The organism is Curtobacterium sp. UCD-KPL2560 (assembly GCF_001705035.1).
Classification (GTDB): domain Bacteria; phylum Actinomycetota; class Actinomycetes; order Actinomycetales; family Microbacteriaceae; genus Curtobacterium.
This window is the reverse complement of sequence record NZ_MCIG01000058.1, coordinates 1-20,184: the sequence shown is the minus strand read 5'-3', so window position 1 is coordinate 20,184 and position 20,184 is coordinate 1. Positions and strand designations below refer to the sequence as shown.

General features: G+C 73.9%; 13 protein-coding genes. 6 read left to right on the top strand and 7 right to left on the bottom strand.

What is annotated here, in order from left to right:
* On the bottom strand, window positions 1-1,195 hold a 1,195-nt coding region (locus tag BEP24_RS12510), incomplete at its 3' end, for an amidohydrolase (RefSeq protein ID WP_065963870.1).
* 163 nt (window positions 1,196-1,358) lie between these two features.
* On the opposite strand from BEP24_RS12510, the gene BEP24_RS12505 reads away from it, so the two are divergent.
* Together BEP24_RS12505 and BEP24_RS12500 are read left to right on the top strand one after the other, a co-directional pair.
* Window positions 1,359-2,696: a Fic family protein gene (locus BEP24_RS12505; protein ID WP_065963868.1), complete on the top strand. Its 1,338-nt coding sequence runs from the start codon at window positions 1,359-1,361 to the stop codon at window positions 2,694-2,696.
* Window positions 2,693-4,864 carry a S9 family peptidase gene (locus BEP24_RS12500; protein ID WP_065963866.1) on the top strand — a complete coding sequence of 724 codons (2,172 nt, stop codon included), beginning with the start codon at window positions 2,693-2,695 and terminating at the stop codon, window positions 4,862-4,864. The genes BEP24_RS12505 and BEP24_RS12500 overlap by 4 nt, the downstream gene beginning before the upstream one ends.
* An 83-nt stretch (window positions 4,865-4,947) precedes the next feature.
* On the opposite strand, the gene BEP24_RS12495 is transcribed toward BEP24_RS12500, so the two are convergent.
* Window positions 4,948-6,480, bottom strand: coding sequence for a CYTH domain-containing protein (locus BEP24_RS12495; protein ID WP_065963864.1), 1,533 nt, complete (start codon window positions 6,478-6,480; stop codon window positions 4,948-4,950).
* 78 nt (window positions 6,481-6,558) lie between these two features.
* On the opposite strand from BEP24_RS12495, the gene BEP24_RS17635 reads away from it, so the two are divergent.
* Window positions 6,559-6,831, top strand: a complete 273-nt coding sequence (locus tag BEP24_RS17635; RefSeq protein WP_065963863.1) for a mycoredoxin — start codon at window positions 6,559-6,561, stop codon at window positions 6,829-6,831.
* A 211-nt stretch (window positions 6,832-7,042) separates the two neighbouring features.
* On the opposite strand, the gene BEP24_RS12485 is transcribed toward BEP24_RS17635, so the two are convergent.
* The gene (locus tag BEP24_RS12485) at window positions 7,043-9,169 is read right to left on the bottom strand and encodes a DEAD/DEAH box helicase (RefSeq protein ID WP_065963861.1); all 2,127 of its coding nucleotides are present in this window, start codon (window positions 9,167-9,169) and stop codon (window positions 7,043-7,045) included.
* A gap of 554 nt (window positions 9,170-9,723) precedes the next feature.
* Window positions 9,724-10,968 carry an aminoglycoside phosphotransferase family protein gene (locus BEP24_RS12480; RefSeq protein ID WP_065963860.1) on the bottom strand — a complete coding sequence of 415 codons (1,245 nt, stop codon included), beginning with the start codon at window positions 10,966-10,968 and terminating at the stop codon, window positions 9,724-9,726.
* Window positions 10,969-11,048: 80 nt separating this feature from the next.
* Here BEP24_RS12480 and BEP24_RS12475 point away from each other — a divergent pair, with 80 nt between their 5' ends.
* A complete protein-coding gene (locus tag BEP24_RS12475; protein ID WP_171898809.1) occupies window positions 11,049-12,236 on the top strand; it encodes an aromatic acid exporter family protein in 1,188 nt (395 codons plus the stop codon).
* 111 nt (window positions 12,237-12,347) lie between these two features.
* Here BEP24_RS12475 and BEP24_RS12470 read toward each other — a convergent pair whose 3' ends face one another.
* Entirely contained in the window at window positions 12,348-12,662 is a 315-nt protein-coding gene (locus BEP24_RS12470; RefSeq protein ID WP_065963857.1) for a hypothetical protein, read from the bottom strand.
* A 235-nt stretch (window positions 12,663-12,897) separates the two neighbouring features.
* On the opposite strand from BEP24_RS12470, the gene BEP24_RS12465 reads away from it, so the two are divergent.
* Both BEP24_RS12465 and BEP24_RS12460 read left to right on the top strand, forming a co-directional pair.
* A complete protein-coding gene (locus BEP24_RS12465; RefSeq protein ID WP_065963855.1) occupies window positions 12,898-13,575 on the top strand; it encodes a response regulator transcription factor in 678 nt (225 codons plus the stop codon).
* Window positions 13,572-15,110 (top strand): HAMP domain-containing sensor histidine kinase, encoded by a 1,539-nt coding sequence (locus tag BEP24_RS12460; RefSeq protein WP_083230341.1) that lies wholly within the window; start codon window positions 13,572-13,574, stop codon window positions 15,108-15,110. The genes BEP24_RS12465 and BEP24_RS12460 overlap by 4 nt, the downstream gene beginning before the upstream one ends.
* 42 nt (window positions 15,111-15,152) lie before the next feature.
* Here BEP24_RS12460 and BEP24_RS12455 read toward each other — a convergent pair whose 3' ends face one another.
* Window positions 15,153-18,569 (bottom strand): error-prone DNA polymerase, encoded by a 3,417-nt coding sequence (locus tag BEP24_RS12455; RefSeq protein ID WP_065963854.1) that lies wholly within the window; start codon window positions 18,567-18,569, stop codon window positions 15,153-15,155.
* Between the two features lie 46 nt (window positions 18,570-18,615).
* The coding region (locus BEP24_RS12450; protein WP_216093140.1) for a DNA polymerase Y family protein at window positions 18,616-20,184 on the bottom strand (1,569 nt) is incomplete at its 5' end.

Genomic DNA, 20,184 nt, shown 5'->3' with positions numbered 1-20,184 from the left:
GCGGGGTGGTGACGCCGGTCCCGTCGGCCCACGCGTAGACGGACGCGCCCTCGATCCAGACGCGCGTCGCGCGGCTGGTCGCGGCGAGCGGGTCGCCGTCCCAGAGCACGAGGTCCGCGTCGAAGCCGGGCTCGATGCGGCCGACGCGGTGCCCGAAGCCGAGGAAGTCGGCGGGGTTCGTGGTGAGCGCCTCGAGCGCGGACTGCCAGGGCAGCCCCTCCTTGACCGCGGCGGTGGCCTGGTCGACGAGCATGTTGATCGGCACGACCGGGGCGTCCGTCGTGATCGCCACCCGGACGCCTGCAGCGGCGAGCGTCGCGAGGTTCCGGATGCCGCGGTCGCGGAGCTCGACCTTCGAGCGGCTCGTGAACAGCGGGCCGTAGATCACCGGTACGTCCCGCTCGGCGAGCACGTCGGCGATCTTGTGCGCCTCGGTGCCGTGGTTCACGACGAGTCGGTACCCGAACTCGTCGGCGAGCCGCAGGGCCGTCGCGATGTCGTCGTGCCGGTGCACGTGCTGGTCCCACGCGAGCTCGCCGTCGAGCACGCGGACGAGGGTCTCCTTCGTCAGGTCGCGCGTGAACGGCTCGCCCTTCGCCGCCGCGGCCTCGCGTGCGGCGCGGTAGTCCTGCGCGGCGACGAACGCCTCGCGGATGACCTTCGCGACGCCCAGGCGGGTCGAGGGCGTCTGCCCCTTGTCGCCGTACACGCGCTTCGGGTTCTCGCCGAGGGCGCTCTTGACGCTGACGGCGTCGGAGATGAGCTGCTCGTCGATCGTCCGGCCGCCCCAGGTCTTGATCGCCACGGTCTGTCCGCCGATCGGGTTGCCGGAGCCGGGCTTCACGACGATGCTCGTGATGCCGCCGGACAGTGCGTCGCGGAAGCCCTCGTCGTCGATGTCGACGGCGTCGATCGCCCGGACGGCGGCCGTGTTCGGGTCGGTCATCTCGTTCGTGTCGTTCCCCGCCCAGCCGTTCGCCTCCTCGTGGATGCCGACGTGGCCGTGCGCCTCGACGAAGCCGGGGACGAGCCAGGCGCCGGCGGCGTCCACGACGGGCAGGCCGAGCGGCGGGGTGACGTCGGGGCCGACCGCGGTGATGCGGCCGTCCTCGACGACGACGGCACCGCCGTCGAAGGCGGGTGCGGAGACGGGGACGACGTGGGCGCCGGTGACGACGAAGGAGGAGGAACGCATGCGTCCACGCTACGGCGGTCGGGGTCCGGGGCCGCGCGGTCGTGCATGCGACATGTGCATTCCTTGGCGGGCGCGTCCGCCCGGTCCTACCGTCGTTGGACGGTGGCCGTCCGGCGCCGCCGGCGTCCCTGCTCGTCCGACCCACGACCGCCCGAGGAGGCCCGTGCCCGACCCCACCAGCACGACCGCCCTGACGACCACGCCGGTGTGGCCGTCGCACCGCACCGAGGAACGCCCGTGGCGGAGCGCCGTGCGGGGCCCGCGCGCCGACCGGCTCCTGCGCTCGGTCCGGGTGTCGCTGCCGCCGCCCGTGGCCGGGGCCGACTGGTCCCCCGACGACGGGACGGCGGTGCTGCTCGCGCGTGCGGCGCTCGCCCTCCGTGCGCTGGACGACGCGCCGGGCACCGGTCCCCTGCAGCACGTGCTCGCGCGGACCGAGGCGGTCTCCTCGTCGCGGATCGAGCACGAGCACGCCACGACCGAGGACGTCGCCCGTGCCCTCGTCGGCTCGCGGGCGAACGCGGGTGCCACGGCGACCGTCCGCGCGGCCGAGGCGATCGTCGGTCTCGTCGAGGCGGCGTCGGGCGGGACCGTCGACGAGCCCGCGCTGCTGCGGGCACACCACCACCTCATGCGCGACGACCCGCTCGACGGGCCGGACGCCGGGCGGTACCGGGAGGTGCAGAACTGGATCGGCGGCGGCGCCACCCCGCGGACGGCCCGGTACGTCCCACCGCCGCCGGAGCACGTCCCGGCGCTCATGGCCGACCTGTTCGCGTTCCTCCGGCGCGACGACCTGCACCCCGTCGCCCAGGCCGCGATCGCGCACGCGCAGTTCGAGTCGATCCACCCGTTCACCGACGGCAACGGCCGCATCGGTCGGGCACTGGTCGCCGCGGTCCTGCGCGCCCGCGGGGCCGCGCGGTCGGCCGTCGTCCCGCTCGCCGTCGTGCTCGACGCCGAACGTGACCGGTACTTCGCGCACCTCGAGCGGTACCGGCAGGGAGCGGTCGACGACTGGGTGCGGGACCTGGCGATCGCGGTGGGTGCCGCAGCCGACGAGGCCCTGGTCACCTCCCTGCTGCTCGCCGAGGTGGGGGTCGACCGTGCCGCGGGCGTCTGCCGGTCCGGTGTGCACGCGGTGCTGGGGCGGGCGCTCGAGCAGGACGCCGTGCTCACCGAGGACCACGCCGAGCGGCTCGTCCGCTGCGCCGCTGGTGGGACCGGTCCGGGGGTGGGCCGCGACGTCGGGGCCGTGGTCGACCGGACGACCGACGACCTCTGTCGAGCGGGCGTCCTGCGACCGGTCACCACGCGTCGACAGAACCGGGCGTGGGTGGCGCCCGCGGTCGTCGCCGAGCTCGACGCGTTCGTCGAGCGGGTCCGGGACGGGGTCGACGCCCGGGCGCGCGGGTGCCCTGCGGCGACGAGCGCTCGGGACGGAGCCGGCACCGCGTCGGTGGGCGGCCGCTCGGACCCGCCGAATAGGGTGGGACGGTGAGCAGCGAGCACGCCCAGGCCACCACCCCGCCGTCCGCCGCCAAGCGGCCCGTGACGCGGACCCACCACGGCATCGACTTCGTCGACGAGTACGAGTGGTTGCGCGACAAGGAGTCACCGGACACGATCGCCTACCTCGAGGCCGAGAACGCGTACACCGATGCCGCCACCGAGCACCTCGCCCCGCTGCGCGACCGCGTCTTCGCGGAGGTGAAGAGCCGCGTGCAGGAGACCGACCTCTCGGTGCCGGTCCGCATGGGCGACTGGTGGTACTTCACGCGCACCGCCGAGGGCAGCCAGTACGGCACCCACTGCCGCGCGCCGATCACCGGACCCGACGACTGGACCCCGCCCGCGGTCGCCGAGGGTGCGGGGACGCTCCCCGGTGAGCAGGTCGTCCTGGACGGCAACGCCCTGGCCGAGGGACACGACTTCTTCTCGCTCGGCAGCTACGACATCAGCGACGACGGCACCCGCCTGGTCTACGGCGTGGACGTCGAGGGCGACGAGCGCTACACCCTGCACGTGCGCGACCTGACGACCGGCGAGGACCTCGGCGACGAGATCCCCGACACCGGTTCGGGTGCGACCTTCGACCCCTCCGGCCGGTACCTGTTCTACCCGACCGTCGACGAGTCCTGGCGGCCCGACCGCATCTGGCGGCACCGGGTCGGCACGGCGGCGTCCGAGGACGTCGTGGTCTTCGAGGAGCCGGACGACCGGTACTGGGTCGGAGTCGGAGTCACCCGGTCGTCGCAGTACATCGTCATCGAGCTCGGGTCGAAGATCACCTCGGAGGCGCTCGTCCTCGACGCGTCGGACCCGACCGGCGAGTTCACCGTCGTGTGGCCCCGGCGCGAGGGCGTCGAGTACGAGATCGAGCACGCCATCGTCGGCGGGAGCGACCGCTTCCTCGTCCTGCACAACGACGGCGCCGAGAACTTCGAGCTCGTCGACGTGCCCGCCGACGACCCGACCTCCGAGCGGGACCGCCGGGTCGTCGTCGCGCACCACCCGGAGCGACGCATCGAGTCGGTGGACGCCTTCGCCGGGCACCTCGCGCTCGAGTACCGGTCCGAGGCGCTCCCCCGCGTCGCCGTCATCCCGATCGAGGGCGACGGCTACGGCGACGCGCACGAGGTCCCCTTCGACGAGGCGCTGTTCTCGGCGGGACTCGGCGGCAACCCGGAGTGGCACCAGCCGACCCTGCGCATCGGGTACACGTCGTTCGTCACCCCGTCCGAGGTGAGCGACCTCGACCTGGCGACCGGCGAGGTCACCGTGCTGAAGCGCCAGCCCGTCCTCGGCGGCTACGACCCGGCGGACTACGTGCAGGAGCGGGACTGGGCGACCGCCCCCGACGGCACGGAGGTCCCGGTGTCGCTCGTCTGGCGACGCGACGCCGTCGACGCCGACCGGCCGGCACCGCTCCACCTGTACGGCTACGGCTCGTACGAGCACTCGATCGACCCGGGCTTCAGCGTCATGCGGCTGTCGATGCTCGACCGCGGCGTCGTCTTCGCGGTCGCGCACGTCCGCGGTGGCGGCGAGATGGGCCGGCACTGGTACGAGGACGGCAAGACCCTCACCAAGAAGAACACCTTCACCGACTTCGTCGCGGTCGCCGAGCACCTGATCGCGTCCGGGCGGACCAGCGCCGACCGGCTCGTCGCCGAGGGCGGCAGCGCGGGCGGCCTGCTCATGGGTGCGGTCGCGAACCTCGCACCCGAGCGCTTCGCCGGCATCCTGGCAGCCGTGCCCTTCGTCGACGCGCTCACGAGCATCCTCGACCCCGACCTGCCGCTCACGGTCATCGAGTGGGACGAGTGGGGGGACCCGCTGCACGACCCCGAGGTGTACCGCTACATGAGCGAGTACTCGCCGTACGAGAACGTCCGCGACGACGTGCAGTACCCGCGGATCCTCGCGGTGACGTCGATCAACGACACCCGCGTGCTCTACGTCGAGCCGGCGAAGTGGACCGCGAAGCTCCGCGAGGTCGGCGCCCCGGTGCTGCTGAAGACCGAGATGGCAGCCGGGCACGGTGGCGTGAGCGGCCGGTACGACTCGTGGAAGGAGCGGGCGTTCGAGATCGCCTGGCTGCTCGACGTGCTCGGGCTCGCCGACGTGAACCCGGCAGCCGCTGCGGAGCCGATCGCCGCCGGCTGACCCGAACGGGCGCGGCCCCCGGGTCGCGCCCGCGCCCGGGGTGGACGCGGCAAGCGGCGGACGCGGCAGCCCGCGCCCGCCCGTCACACGCGGTTGAGCGCGTGCACCGCCTGGTCGTAGGAGTCCTCGGCCAACCGCACCCGGTCGCCCGCGAGCACGCCGTACCCGAACGTGCCCTCGCCACCGCGCTCGGCGATGCCGGAGTGCACCCGCAGCACGTCGAGCGCGTGCAGCGACCGCACCCGCTCGGTCAGCACGTCCGCAGCGTCGCCGATCCGCTTCCACAGCGCGTGCGGGAACGCGTCGTCGCCGAGCACGTCCATCGCCGCGCGGGCCCGGGTGGCGGCACGCCAGGCCTCCTCGGTCGCGGCACGCTCGGTCGCCTCGCGGTCGAGCAGGCCGAGGGAGTCGTCCTCCTCGCCGACCGCGGTCTGCACGAGTCGGCGCACCCGGGGCTTCTCGACGGCCGAGACGTCCTGCGCGACGCGCTTCGGCGACCGGAGTGCCCAGTCGGTCGGGGCCGGACGCTCCACGGCGTCGTCGAGGGCGTCGAGCAGCTCGAGGTACGGCTCACCGTGCAGGAACGCGAGGACCTCGGCCACCGCGACCGCCCGGCGCTCCCGGGTCGCTGCCAGCACCCGCTCGCGGGTCATCGTGTCGACGAGCAGGTCCTGCGCCGGGGAGGACGCGTACGGCAGCCGCTCCACCAGGTAGTCGGCGAGTGCGGCCCGCGCGGTCACCGCGGCAAGGCCGTCGGCGGCCTCGGCCGCGCGGTCGGCCGCGGCCGTCCCGGCGAACGCCGGGCGGTACGACCCGAGCACGGCGGCGATGCCGAGGGCGGTCCGGGCCGTCTCGCGGAGGTCGGCCGGCCCGCCGGACCGGAGCTGCGCCTCCTGGGCGAGCAGCGCGGCGCGCAGCTTCTTCAGCTGCTTGGCGAGCGCGCGGGCCGCGGTGCCCTTCTCGGGCTTGTCGGCGGTCTGGAGGCGCGGTGCCGGTGCGCCTGCCAGCCCGCGTGCCAGCTTGGACGCGACGGCCGCAGGTGCGGCCCCCACGGCCGCGAAGCGCCCGTCCAGCGCCGCGAACAGCTCGTGCGCGACCTGCTCGTCGACGCCGGCGACGGCCTCCACCTCGACCTCACGCCAGGTGCGGGGCGTGGCCGGGGCGTCGGCGTCCAGACGCTGCGCGGTGACCAGGTCGTCGGCGAGCTCGGCGACCTGCTCGTCGTCCTCGTCGAGCAGGCGCGTGACCGTGCGGGTGGTCGCGATGTGCACGACCGGTCGGAGCGCGCGGCCCCGGCGCTCGGTGAACAGGGCGGCGAGGACCTCGTCGGGGACGGTGTCGGCGTCCTCCGTGAGGGGGAAGTGCTGCTCGTGCCGGACCGTGTCGGAGGCCGAGCGCTTGATGTGCCAGCCGGCGTCGGGGCCACCCGTGCGTCGGCGGACGGTGACGCGGGACGCCACCAGGTCGTAGCGCTCGGTGTCCCAGTAGGTCGCGTCGAGGGCGAACGGCTCCTGGTGGTCCGTGGCGGTGATGCTGCCGACGCCGATCAGGTCCGGGAGGGCCCCGCCCTCGGGCAGGTCGTAGGTGCGCTCGATCTCGAGGTGCGTGTCCGTCACGTGCTCCTGTCTACCAGGACGGCGTCGTGCACCACGAACTCGCGGGGCACGTCCACCCGGGCGATCTAGGCTCGCGGCATGAGCGACACCATCACCCGTGACGCGTTCGTGCCGGAGGCCGGCGGCGTCACCATGTTCACGACCACCTGGTGCGGGTACTGCGCGCGCCTGAAGAACCAGATGACCAAGGCGGGCGTCCCCTTCCGCGAGGTCGACATCGAGCAGACGCCCGGCACGGCCGAGCTCGTCGCCGAGGTCAACGGCGGCAACCAGACGGTGCCGACGCTCGTGTTCCCGGACGGCAGCACCGCGACGAACCCCTCGCTCGCCGAGGTGCAGTCCCGCATCTGACCCGCGGCGGGGCGCGCTGGCCGGAGCAACCCCGCGGCGCGACGTGCTGACCGGAGCCACCCCGCGGCGCGACGTGCTCCTGCACAACGAGAAGCGGCTCGAACCACGGAATTCCGTGGTTCGAGCCGCTTCTCGTTGTGCGAACGCACGCGGGGCCCTGTCGCAGCCCGCGGCGCGCGCGAGCGGCGACGGGGCCGCAGCCCCGCCGCACTCAGCGCGAGAGCGCGTCCGTCAGCAGTGCGACCATCGCGTCGAGCTGGATGTCACCGGAGTCGACGACCTCCTCGTCCGAGCCGTCGAGCGCGCGGGCGGCCAGGGACGCCTTCGAGTCGATGAGCTCGGCGATCTTGGTGTCGATCGTCTGCGCGGCGATGATGCGCCACGCGGTGACCGGCTCCTCCTGCCCGATGCGGTGCACGCGGTCGATCGCCTGGGTCTGCTCGGCGCTCGTCCACGACAGCTCCGCGAGCACGACGTTGGACGCCACCTGCAGGTTCAGGCCGACGCCGGCCGCCGTCAACGAGCAGACGATCACGGCGACGTCGGGGTCGTTCACGAACGCGTCGATCTCGGCCGTGCGCTGCACCGGGGTCTGGTCGCCGCGGACGGTCGCGGTCTTCAGGCCACGACGGGCGAAGACCTCCTCGGCCTGGTCCATCACGTCGAGGTGCTTCGCGAAGAACACGACCTTGCCGACGTTCGACGCCAGCTGCGCCGCGTAGTCCGCCGCGAGCTGGGCCTTCGCACGGCCGATGCGACGCACCATCGAGAACACGTTCTCGCCGGTCGACGAGGCGTCCTGGTCCTCGAGCTCCCAGCGGGCGACCTGCCGCACGAGCTTGTGGTCGATGCCGACCACCGGGTCCTGCCCGGTCCGGGCCGCGAGGGCCTGGTGGTACCGGCGGACGAGCTTCGCGGTGAGCTCGCGCTCGGCGTCGCGGATCGAGCGACCCTCCTCGCCGTCGAGCTCGACCGGGATGTCGGCGATGCGACGGGCCGGGATGTCCGCCGCGACGTCGACCTTGCGGCGCCGCACGATGCCCTGGTCGATGACGGCCTTGCGCGCCTCGACGAAGAAGCCCGGGTCGGCGGGGGTGAGCCCGATGTCCTCGAGCTCGTTCATGAGCTTCGCGCGGGGCTTCTTGTCGTCGATCCAGCCGAGGTACTCCCAGATGGTGCGGAAGTCCTCGACCGAGTTGATCAGCGGGGTCCCGGTGAGCGCCATGAGGAGCGGCGCGGCCGTGCGCTCGCGGATCTTCTCGGCGAGCTGCAGCACGAACCGGGAGCGCTGCGACTCCTTGTTCTTGATGAAGTGCGCCTCGTCGACGACCATGCCCTTGAACCCGAACGAGCCGAGCCAGCCGACGTGCCGGTCGAGGATCTCGTAGTTCACGATGACGATGTCGGCGAACCCGTCGAGGTCGTCCCCGTCACCGTGGATGACGGTCGCGCGGCGGTTCGGCACCCAGCGCTCGGCCTCGCGTGCCCAGTTCGTCTTGACGACGTTCGGCACGACGACGAGCAGCGGGAAGGCGTTCGCGGCGTCGGCGGCGAGCAGCGACTGCGCCGTCTTGCCGAGACCCGGCTCGTCGGCGAGCAGGAACGTGCGGTGTCCCTGCGACGCGGCGGCGACGAGCTCCGCCTGGTGCTTCATGAGCGTGGTGCCCGAGCGCGTGTGCAGGTTCGCGGGTTCGGGCAGCGGCATCGACGCCGCTCCCCCGCCCGCGCCGTACTCGAACGACTTGAACAGCGGGCCGAACAGCTCCCAGTTCGCCAGGCGACGCGGGTGCGCGACGGGCTGGTCGGCGAGCGCGAAGTCCGGCGGCATGAACGGGTTCGCGAGCTGCCGCTGCACGACGGCCTGCGGGAGCACCGACCGCACCGGGGTCTCGACGACCGGGGACGGCTCGGCGGCGATGACGAGGTCCTCCGGCTGCAGCTCCATCCCGCCGGCGATCATCATGTCGCGCTTGACCGTGCGGGTGGCCTCGCTGACCGAGGCCTCCTCGGTCAGCAGCTGGATCACGCTGGTGTCGCGTGCCGCCGTCTTCGCGAGGATCGTCGCCACGCCGTCGAGGCGCTTCAGCTGCTCGGCGCGCTGCGCGTCGGTGAGCTCGGTGTCCGCCTTGACGCGGGCACGCTCCTCACGCATGAGCAGTGCGACCGCCTGGAACTTCGTCCGGTTGGTGGCCTTGAGCGGACCGCGCTGCGCCGCGGCCTCGACCTCGCGCACGGCGCGGGCGAGGACGGGGATGACGCCGTCGTTGTCGAGCGGCCTGGTGCGGCGCGACGCGGTCCGCGTCCCGCCGGCTGCACGCCGGGTGCCTGATCGAGCCAACGCTCCTCCTTGTTCCGCCCGTCTGCACGGGCGAGCCGCCGTCGGTGGCGGGAAGTCCTCGACCGGTGCCGGCACGGCTCCGGTCCCGCGGGCCACCCTGGCCCGCTGGTGCGCCGGTCCCGTTGCGGAACTCCGGTGGAGCCCTGCGGACCGTGCCGTCGTGCACCGCTCGGTACGCGACACGTCGGTCCGCGCCGGGGTCCGGCGCCGTCGCACGCACGTGGCGCCCCACTGGACGCTCACGGCCCGGCCCCCGCGTCGGTCAACCGACCGACCGCCGCATCCGGAATCGACGCGGCACGCGAGCACACGGTGCGTGCTCCAGGCAGTTTACTCCCCGACCCCCGACGGCGGCGACTCCCGCGTCCCCGCGCGCGTCGCGCGCACGGGACGGGAGGCGCGGCGCCGGGCGCCACGCACCTCCGGACCGCGCACGGGACGGACGGGAGGCACGGTGCCGGGCCGCCACGCGCCTCCCGACCGGCAGCCGGACCGACCGGAGGCACGGTGCCGGGCCGCCATGCGCCTCCCGACCGGTGCGGAGGGTCGTCGTCTCAGACCTGCGGTGCGGACCGCGGACGCACCAGACCGTCGGACGGCAGCACGGGTGCAGCGTCGGCGAGCGCCGCACGTGTCGCCGCGAGCAGGTGCTGCGCGGTCTGCACGCCGTTGGCGGACCCCGTCGTCGCCTGCCCGCCGGCGTGGGCGAGGAGCTGGGCACCGATCGCGGGGCCGATCCGCTCGGCCTCGCCGGGGTTCCGCGCGACCCAGTCGCGCGCCACGGCGTCGGCGAGCCGCTCCGCCGCTGCACCCCGTTCGGCGTCGCCACGTGAGCGGTGCCAGAGCGCCGTGACGACGAGGTGCGCGACGACCGCACCGATGTCGCGGACCGGGAAGCCCCAGCCGGCGGTGTCGATGTCGAGCAGCCCCGAGATGCGCCACGGCTCGTCCTCGTCGACGAACACCTGCTCGAGGTGCAGGTCGCCGTGCACGACCTGGCGGGTCCCGCTCCCCCAGCTCACCGAGCGCCGCCCGATCTCGTCGTACAGGGCGTCGATCTCCTCGGCGTCCTGCGGCAGCGCGGCGACGAGCGTCCGGCGGTGCCAGTCGGCGTGGTCCATGGCGTCCGCTCGGGCCTGCTGCGTCATCGGCACGGTCGCGATGCGGCCGGTCAGCGCGGCGAGCGAGGCGACGAAGCGCGGGTCGTCGGCGATCTCGGTGATGCGGCTGCCGGCGGGGACCCCGCGGATCCGCTCGAGCACGAGCAGGCCGTCCCCGCGGCTCGAGAGCACGCGCGGGACCGGGAGCCCGGCCGCGACGAACTGCTCGTGGGACTCCACGATCGGGGCCACCCGGTGCGGGCGCACGATCTTGAGGAAGAGGGTGCGTTCCGGGGCGTCGACCCGGACCACGGCACGCTTGCCCGGACGGTAGGCCGCCACGGACAGCACCGGGTCGGTGACCGGCATGCCGATCCCGCCGAGCAGGTCGGTCACGGCGTCGCGGTACGTCACCTGCGGGAGCACCGGCAGCCCGGGGTCGTTCGGGTACGCCCACACCGACACCGGGTCACCCGTGACCGGGTCGGTGACGATCGCGCTGTTCTGGTCGTGCGTGCCGCCGGTGTCGACGTACGTCAGGACCGTGGCGCGCTGGCCGGCGCGGTCGACCGTGTCGACCTCGTAGCCGTAGAGGTACCCGTTGCCGGAGGGTTCGACCGAGTGGGCGCGCGCTGCGACGACGGAGGTCCCGGAGCCGGCGAAGGCCTGCGGGATGACGCGCTCGTGGTTGGGCCACACGGGACCAGTCAACCGTGCCCGTGCGGATTCGTCGCCATCGTGCACGGCTCGGCGTGCGGCTCGTGGCTACCGTGGTGGTCGTGAACCCGGTCGCGCGCCTCCGCAGTTCCGCCCGCACGCCCTTCCTGCAGGTCGTGAAGACGGCGGTGGCCGTGGTGGCCGCGGTCCTGCTCTGCCGGGTCCTCATCGACGGGCCGTTCCCGACGTTCGCCGCGATCGCCGCGCTGCTCGTCGTGCAGCCGAGCATCACCCAGTCGTTCGTCAAGGGGCTCGAACGCAGCGCCGGGGTCGTGCTCGGCGTCGTGCTCGCGACGGGGTTCCACCTGTGGCTCGGCGACGGCGTGTGGGTCGTGCTCGTCGTGATCGTGCTCGCGATCCTGCTCAGCTGGGCCCTCCGGCTCACCCCGACCTCGGCGACCCAGGTCGGCATCAGCGGCATGCTCGTGCTCACCGCCGGGGTCGTCACCCCGAACTACTCCGCCGACCGGATCCTGGAGACCGTCGTCGGTGCACTGGTCGCGCTCGTGGTGAACGCGCTCATCGTCCCGCCGGTGCTGCTCGAACCGGCGCACCTCGCCGTCGCCCGGCTGGCCCGCGACACCGCCGCCGCGTTCGAGCGGATCGCGATCGGCCTGACCGAGGGGTGGGACGAGGCCCGGTGGCACGAGGCCCTGCTGCAGGCCCGGGCGCTCCGCCAGCAGCACGCGCGCACCGAGGCCTCGCTGACCGCGGCGGGCGAGTCGCTCACGATGAACCCGCGCGGCGGCCGACACCGCACGATCCTGGAACGGGACGTCGCCGTCACCGAGCACCTCCGCGTGCTCGTGACCCGCGTCACGGGCATGACCCGCGCGATCCGGGACAACACCGCCGAGGACCTGCGCGCGGACCCCGTGGTGGGGAGCATCGCCACCGAGGTCGCCCGCATCGGGGCAGACGTCCGGTCGCTGAGCGCGCGGGTTGAGGCCACGCGGCTCGACGCCCGGGACGAGGGTGTGCGGCCGGACGGGTTCGTCGGTCTCCGTGGTGCGGGTGGGCTGTCGGGCGACGCGGACGAGGCGGGCGACGGCGTCGGCGGTGCGCGCGACGGTGGCGGCGGTGCCGGTGCGCGCGACGGCGGTGCGGTCGCCGGGTTCGGTGTCACGGAGCCCGCGCTGACCAGGCCGATCCGGGTGGTCCGGCCGAACTCACGGCACTGGGTGCTCATCGGGGCGCTGCTCGAGGACATCCGACGGGTGCGCGAGGAGCTGCTCGGCGAGGACGACTGAGGCGCGGGCCGCGGGGCACGGGCCGCGGGTTGTGGGCCGTGCCGCTGTCAGGCCTGCGCGCGCACCGCGGCGGCCGCCGTCAGGCCCGCGCGTGCACCGCGGTGGACGCCGTCAGGCCTGCGCGTGCACCGCGGTGGCCGCCTCGACCGCCGCCTGTGCGATGTCGTCCCACACCGCCGGCGCCCCACCCGGAGCGGAGGCGGCACCGTCGACCGACGCGAACCGCTGCACCTCGGCCACCACGACCTCGGCACCGGCGACCCGCGCCGCTCGGCTGGCGGCGTCGGAGACGCTCGTCAGCAGGTCGGCGAGGACGCGGTCACGCCGCGAGCCCTCCAGCTCGCCGAGCACCCCCAGGCCGGAGCGGGCCGCGACGAGTTCGGCACGCAGTCGGACGAGGGCCGGGTGGGCCGGCTGGTCGTTCATCGTTCCCCCAAGAACCACATGAGGGCCCGTCGGGTACGGGTCCTCGCGGGGAACCCTAGCAACGAGCTGTGACATGCTCCCGCCCCAGTCCGTGGGACGCACGTCCTACCCCTGTCCACGGGTCGCCCGGACCGCAGACGCACAGAAGTCACTGTGACGAGATTCAGCGACTTCGGAGCCGCCACTGCCCCCGGGGCCCGGTTCGATGCCACGATGGGGTCCGAGGAGGTCGATCATGCGCCTGTTGGTGGTCGAGGACGACGACGAGATGCGCGCGCTCATGGAGCGCGGGCTCGCTGCGGAGGGGTACCGCGTCACTGCGGTCGAGAACGGTGTGGAAGCGCTCATCGCGCTCGGCGAGCAGGGGTTCGACCTCGCGATCGTCGACGTGATGATGCCCGGCATGTCCGGGTTCGAGCTCGCCCGACGCATCCGCGAACGCGAGGACCCGGTGCGCATCCTGCTCGTCACCGCGCGCGACGCCGTGGACGACCGGGTGTTCGGCCTCGACGCCGGAGCCGACGACTACCTCACCAAGCCGTTCGCCTTCGCGGAACTCACCGCCCGCCTGCGCGCCCTCGGCCGGCGTGAGTCCGCCGGTGCCCCGCGCACCATCGAGGTCGGCGACGTCGCGATCGACTCCGAGGCCCGCCGGGTCTCGATCAAGGGCCAGCGCGTCGCGGTGAGCCCGACCGAGTTCGCCCTCCTCCGCCTGCTCGCCCGCTCGGTCGGCACCGTGGTCGACCGGCCGAAGATCCTCGAGGAGGTCTGGGACGGCTCGCAGCACGTCGACCCGAACGTCGTCGAGCAGTACATCTCGTACCTCCGCAAGAAGCTGACCTCGCACGAGGCGACGGTCGCCATCGCCACGGTCCGCGGTCGCGGGTACCGGCTCGACCTGCTCGGGGCGTGACCGACCCCGCGCCCAGGGCCGGGACCGACCGCGTCCGCAGCGGTCTGCCCCGGCCGCTGCGCGTGCTCTCCCTGCGGGCGCGGATCACGATCGGCTCGACCGCGATCGCCGCCGTGGTGATCCTGCTGCTCGTGCTCGTCATGCGGTTCCAGGTCGTGAGCGTCGTCGCGAGTGCGACCCGGACGCTGCTCGACGCCGACGTCGACCCGTACGTGGCGACGCTCGAGGTCGACAGCGACCCGGACCTGTCCGCGCCGGGCAACGCGCAGCTCGTCGCGGTCGTCGACCCGTCCGGCAAGATCCGGCTGTCGACCATGCCGCCCCGGGTCGAACGCGCGCTCGGCAGCCTCACCTCGACCAAGGCCGGCACCTCGCTCATCGACGTCTCCGACTCCGAGTACCGGGTCGTCATCGAGCACCCCGTGAACCAGGCCGGGCGGTGGACCGTCGTCGCAGCACGCAACTCCCAGGCCGAGGCGATCGTCGTCGACGACCTCACCACGACGCTGTCGCTCACCGGGCTCGCGATCCTCATCGCGTTCGGGGTCGCCTCGTGGGCACTCGCCACCGCCGCCCTGCGGCCGGTGAACCGGATGCGCCGTGAGGCCGAGCGGCTCTCGGTCGCCCCCGAACGCGCGGAACTGCCGGTCGGCCCGGCGCAGGACGAACTGGCCTCGCTCGCCACCACCCTCAACGCGTTCCTCGCCCGCACCCGCCAGGTCACCGAGCGCGAGCGCCAGATGGTGTCGGACGCGAGCCACGAGCTCCGGACGCCCCTGGCGATCCTCACCACCCAGCTCGACCTGGCCTCGCTCGACGGGGACGACGCCGCTGCGCTCGCCGCCCACATCGACCGCGCCAAGCGGAGCGTCGCCCGGCTCTCGCGTCTGGCGAACGACCTGCTCACGCTCTCCCGCATCGAGGAGTCGGAGCGCCGCGAGGAGGACGGCGTCCAGCAGACGACGACCGCGTGGTCCGACCTCGGCGACGAGGTGATGGCCGCGGTGGACCGCGTCCGCATGATCGCGTCGGCGAAGGACGTCACGGTCGACTTCGACCTCGAGCAGCCGACCCTCCCGTCGGGCAGCTCGTCCGGGGCCACCGGCGCGGGCACGAGCGACGCTGCGTCCGCCGAACCGCGGTACCGCCTGGACACCGGCGGCATGGCGCAGCTGGTCACCAACACCGCCAGCAACGCGGTCGCGGCGTTGCCGCGCGGCGGCGGCGTGTACGTGTCGTGGCGCACCGACGGCACCGACGGCGTCCTGCAGATCACCGACGACGGACCGGGCGTGCCCGAGTCGTTCATCCCGGTCGCGTTCGACCGGTTCACCCGTCCCGACGAGGCCAGGACCTCGCGCCGGGACCCGGACCCGTCGACGGGCGGGGTCCCGATGCCGGGCGGCTCTGGCCTCGGGCTCGCGATCGTCCGTGCGATCGCAGAACGGGCGGGAGGCACGGCGTCCCTCCGCAACGTGCGTTCGGGTGGTCTCGAGGTCACCATCCGGGTGCCGGCGGTGCCCGCCGAGGGCTGACGCCCGTCGAACGCCCGGGCCCGTCGCCGGGGCCGACCGCGGTCACTGGAAGTCCCGCGACCGTGTCCGGACGGCGAGCGGCAGGTGTTCGATCCGGTCCGCGACGACGTTGACCACACCGTCCGGGGACCGCTCGAGGATGCCCCGCACGATCACCGCGGGTGACTCACGCGCCACCCGTCGGTAGCGTCCCCACACCCCGACGCTGCAGATCACGTTCACCAACCCGGTCTCGTCCTCGACGTTGAGGAACGTGATCCCCGACGCCGTCGCGGGCCGCTGCCGGTGGGTGACGATCCCGCCGACCTCGATGCGGCGCCCGGACTCGGCCGTCGCGGTGTCCTGCACGCTGAGCACGCCGCGGGCGAGGAGCCGGTCGCGGAGGTGCCCCACCGGGTGGTCGTCGGTCGTCATCCCCGTCGACCACATGTCCGCGATGAGCACGTCGCCGCTCGTCATCTGCCCGAACAGCGGCGGTTGCACGGTCACCTGGGTGTCCGGGAGCTGGTCGGGGCGCTCGGCGGCGGCCTGGGCAGCGGACCACATGCCGCTCCGGCGGTCGATCCCGAGGCCCGCGAAGGCGTCTGCGGCCGCGAGGGCCTCGAGCTGCGCGGTGCTCAGCCGGACCCGTCGGGCGAGGTCGGACATGTCCGTGAACGGTCCGTGCGCCGTGCGTTCGGCGACGATGGCCTCGGCGCTCCGCCGCCCGAGCGACGCCACCTCGGCCAGCCCGAGCCGGACCGCGAACGCACCGTCGCGTCGGTGCTGCGCGGTGTCGTCGGGTGCCGAACCGTCGAACGGCAGCACCGGGGGCTGCTCCTCGGCCGTGCAGGCGTCGAGCCCGGTCGGCGCGGTGTCCGCCGTCCCGTCGAGGGGCTCCAGCGTCGCGTCGACCCCCGACAGCAGGACGTCGGGACGCAGCACCTGCACGCCGTGTCGACGCGCGTCGGCGACGAGCGTCTGGGGTGAGTAGAACCCCATCGGCTGCGCCCGGAGCAGTGCCGCCAGGAACGCTCCCGGGTAGTGCAACCGCATCCACGCGCTCGCGTACACGATGAGCGCGAAGCTGATCGAGTGGCTCTCGGCGAAGCCGAAGTTCGCGAAGGCCTGGATCTTCGCGTAGATCGCGTCGGCGTCGTCCCCGTGGATGTCGTTCGCCGCCATGCCGAGGTAGAGCTTCTCGCGCAGCCGCTCGATCTTCTCGAGTCCGCGCTTCGACCCCATCGCCCGCCGCAGCAGGTCGGCGTCGTCGCCCGAGCATCCGCCCACGGCGATCGCCATCTGCATCAGCTGCTCCTGGAACAGCGGCACCCCGAGCGTCCGCTCCAGCACGGGCTCGAGCGCCGGGTGGATGTAGGTGATCGGTTCCTCACCGGTACGTCGTCGGATGTAGGGGTGCACCGCGCCGCCCTGGATCGGCCCGGGGCGCACCAGGGCCACCTCGATGACCAGGTCGTAGAAGCGCCGGGGCAGCAGCCGCGGGAGCGTGCCCATCTGCGCCCGGGACTCCACCTGGAACACCCCGATCGTGTCGGCACGGCAGAGCTGGTCGTAGACGCCCTGCTCTTCCTTCGGGATGGAGTGCATGTCCCAGCGCTCCCCGCAGTGCTCGTCGGCCAGGTCGAACGCGTACTGCAGCGCCGCGAGCATGCCCAGACCGAGCATGTCGAACTTCACGAGCCCCATGTAGGCGCAGTCGTCCTTGTCCCACTGCAGGACCGTGCGGCCGTCCATCCGGGCGTGCTCGATCGGCACGACCTCGCCCACCGGCCGGTCCGTCAGCACCATGCCACCGGAGTGGATGCCGAGGTGCCGCGGGAACCCGAGCACCTGCTGCGCCATGTCCACCACGGTGTCGGGGATGTCGTGGTCCTGGCTCTCGGTCACCGAACCCCAGCGCTCGACCTGCTTCGACCACGCGTCCTGCTGCCCGGGACTGTGCCCGAGGGCCTTCGCCATGTCGCGGACGGCGCCCTTCGGCCGGTAGGTGATGACGTTCGCCACCTGCGCGGCGTTGAACCGGCCGTACTTGTCGTAGACGTACTGGATGACCTCTTCGCGCCGGTCGGAGTCGAAGTCGACGTCGATGTCGGGCTCCTCGTCGCGCATCGCCGACAGGAACCGCTCGAACGGCAGCCCGTACCGGATCGAGTCGACGGCGGTGATCTCGAGCAGGTAGCAGACCGCCGAGTTCGCCGCGGAGCCGCGCCCCTGGCAGAGGATCCCGCGGTCGCGGGCGAACTGCACCATGTCGCGCACGATCAGGAAGTAGCCCGGGAAGTCCTTCTCCTCGATCACCGAGAGCTCGCGTTCGATGCGTTCGCGCTTGAGCGGGTCGACGCCGTCCGCGCTGCCCGGGTAGAACCGACGGGCGCCGCGCCAGGTGAGCTCGCGGAGCCACGACATCGTCGTGTGCCCCGCCGGGACGTCGACGTCGGGCAACCCCGGCTTGGCGGCCCGCAGCCGGAAGCCGAGCGCGTCGGCGAGGTCGACGGTGGTCGCCACCGCGCCGGGGTACCGGGCGAAGCGACGGGCCATCTCGGCCCCGGACCGCAGGTGTGCGGTCGGGGCGGCGGGCAGCCAGCCGTCGGCCTCGTCGAGGCTGCGCCGCGCCCGCACCGCGGCGAGTGCGGTCGCCACGGGGAAGCGGTCCGGGGTCGCGTAGTGCACGTTCCCGGTCGCCACGACGGGCAACGCGTGCCGGGCAGCGAGGACGGACAGGGCGTCGTTGCGGGCCGAGTCGAGCGGGTCGCCGTGGTCGGTCAGCTCGACGACGACCCCGGCGGTGCCGAACCGGTCGAGCAGCGTGCGCAGGGCCTCGTCGGCCGCCGACTCGCCCCCGCGCTCGAGCGCCTGCCGGACGGCCCCCTTCCGGCAGCCGGTGAGGACCCGCCAGTGCCCGTCCGCCCGGGCCGCGAGGTCGTCGAGGTCGTACTGCGGGCGCCCCTTCTCGGCCCCGGGTGCGAGGTGTGCCCGCGTCACCGCGGCGGCGAGCCGGTGGTAGCCCTCCTGGCCGTCGGCGAGCAGCAGCAGGTGCGTGCCCTCGGGATCGGGCACCCCGTTCTGCGGCTCGGTGAGTCCCAGGGACAGCTCGGTGCCGTAGACGGTCGCCACCGTCGGGTACGCCTCGGCGACCTCGGCCATCCGAGCGGCACCGTAGAAGCCGTCGTGGTCGGTGAGCGCCAGCCCGTGCAGGTGCAGCCGTGCGGCCTCCTCGACCAGGTGCTCGGGACCGCTCGCGCCGTCGAGGAAGCTGAACGTCGAGTGCGCGTGCAGCTCGGCGTACGGGACGACCGGTTCGGCGTCCTCGGAGGGCGCGGGCGGCGGGACGTACCGGGACCGCTTGCGCGACCAAGCGGGACTGTCCCCGCCGTCGCCGGCGTGTGTGCTCTCGGGACGCTTGTCCGACAGTGCCCGCTCGAACTGCGACCACGGGATCGGGGGGTTGCTGTAGCCCATCAGCACTCCTCGTCGTCGGGACGGGGGCCCACGTCACGGCCGCGGTTCACGTCGCGACCGCCTCGGCCCACCAGCGATGGTCGGCCAGTACCAGGTACCAGGCACGACCGTCGCCGTCGACGAGCTGCAACCGGTGCAGCCGCCGCCCGCCCGACTCCCACCAGCGCACGACGAGCGGCCAGGGCCCGGCCCACGCGGTGACGGGGGCGAACCGTCCGCCCCGCTCCCCCTCGGCCCGGAACCGTTCGGGCGCGCCGGTCAGGACGCCGCGCTCGTCGACGTCCACGGAGCCGCCGTCGGTCGTGACGACGTCCACCGGGCGGGGGCGTTCGAGCACCGTCGCCGGCGGGGGGCCGGGCAGCTTGCCGGGCCACGGGCGGTCCCTGACGGTCGCCAGGGCACGCTCACCGCCCACGGGGGCGTCGCCCCACGGCACGAGCACGACACGCTCCGCCAGGGTGCGTCCGCCACCGACCCGCGGGGTGACGACGCCCTCGTGCCCGACGAGCCCCTGCACCCGGGCCAGGGCGTGGTGCACGCGCTCGTCGGGTCCCGTGCCCCACAGCCCGCGTTCGTGGTTCGCGGCGTCGTCCACCGCGACCGGCTCCAGCACGACCTGGACGACGGGCGCCTCGAGCCCCGAGGGGTCCACCCCGCCGGCCAACTGCCAGCGCACCCGGTCGACCACGTCGGCGGCGTCGAACCACCGCGGGTGGACCCAGGTGCGTTCGAGCAGCAGGTCCCGTTCGTCGACGATGCCCACGCGGATGGTCGTCGCGACGAGCCCCGCGGAGCGGAGCCGGGCGGCGAAGTCGTCGGCCGACCGGCGGAACGCGAACGCGATCTGGTCGGCACGGTCGAGCGGCGGCTCGAACGACGCCTCGACACGGAGCTCGGGCGGCACCTCGCGCGCAGCGACCTCGCGTGGGTCACGGCCCCCCGCGAGGCGGTGCAGGAACGCCCCGGGGACGCCGAACCGGTCACGCACCTGCTCGTCGCCGAGCGCGGCGAAGTCCCCCAGGGTGCTGATCCCCAGTCGGCCGAGCAGCATCGCCAGGTCGACGTCGCCGAGCACGCCCAGCGGCAGGTCGGCGAGGAACGCAGCGGACCCGCCCACGGGCACGATCCGCACGCGCTCCCCCGGTCGCACCGGACGTGCCCGGGCGGCCTGCTCGGCGGCGAACGGGGTGTCGGCCACCCCGGCGCGGACACCGGGGGCACCGTGGTCGGCCGCGATGCCCGCGAGGGTCGCCGCAGCCGCACGCTCGCCGCCGTAGTAGCGCGCGGGACCGCGGGAGCGCAGCGCGACGGTGCCGGGCCGCAGGACCTCGACCCCGGGGACCGCGGTCTCGATCGCCCGGATGACCGGTTCGAACGCCCGGTGGTCGAGTGCGTCGTCGTACGGCTGCACCACGAGTCCCGGGCAGCGCGCCTGGGCCTCGCGCACGCGGAGCCCGCGGACGACCCCCTGCTGGCGGGCGCTGGCGGAACTCGCGTAGACCTCGCCCTTGGCGACGAGCGCGAACGGCTGGTCGGGCGGTGTCCCCGCTGCCCGGGCAGCGGCGATCACCGGCCAGTCCGGGCACCAGAGCACGATCGTGCGGGTGGGCGGGGG

Coding starts and splice junctions, on each gene's coding strand:
- BEP24_RS12465 (WP_065963855.1), top strand. CDS start 12,898: ATGCGCCTGTTGGTGGTCGAGGACGACGACGAGATGCGCGCGCTCATG.
- BEP24_RS12455 (WP_065963854.1), bottom strand. CDS start 18,569: ATGGGCTACAGCAACCCCCCGATCCCGTGGTCGCAGTTCGAGCGGGCA.
- BEP24_RS17635 (WP_065963863.1), top strand. CDS start 6,559: ATGAGCGACACCATCACCCGTGACGCGTTCGTGCCGGAGGCCGGCGGC.
- BEP24_RS12470 (WP_065963857.1), bottom strand. CDS start 12,662: ATGAACGACCAGCCGGCCCACCCGGCCCTCGTCCGACTGCGTGCCGAA.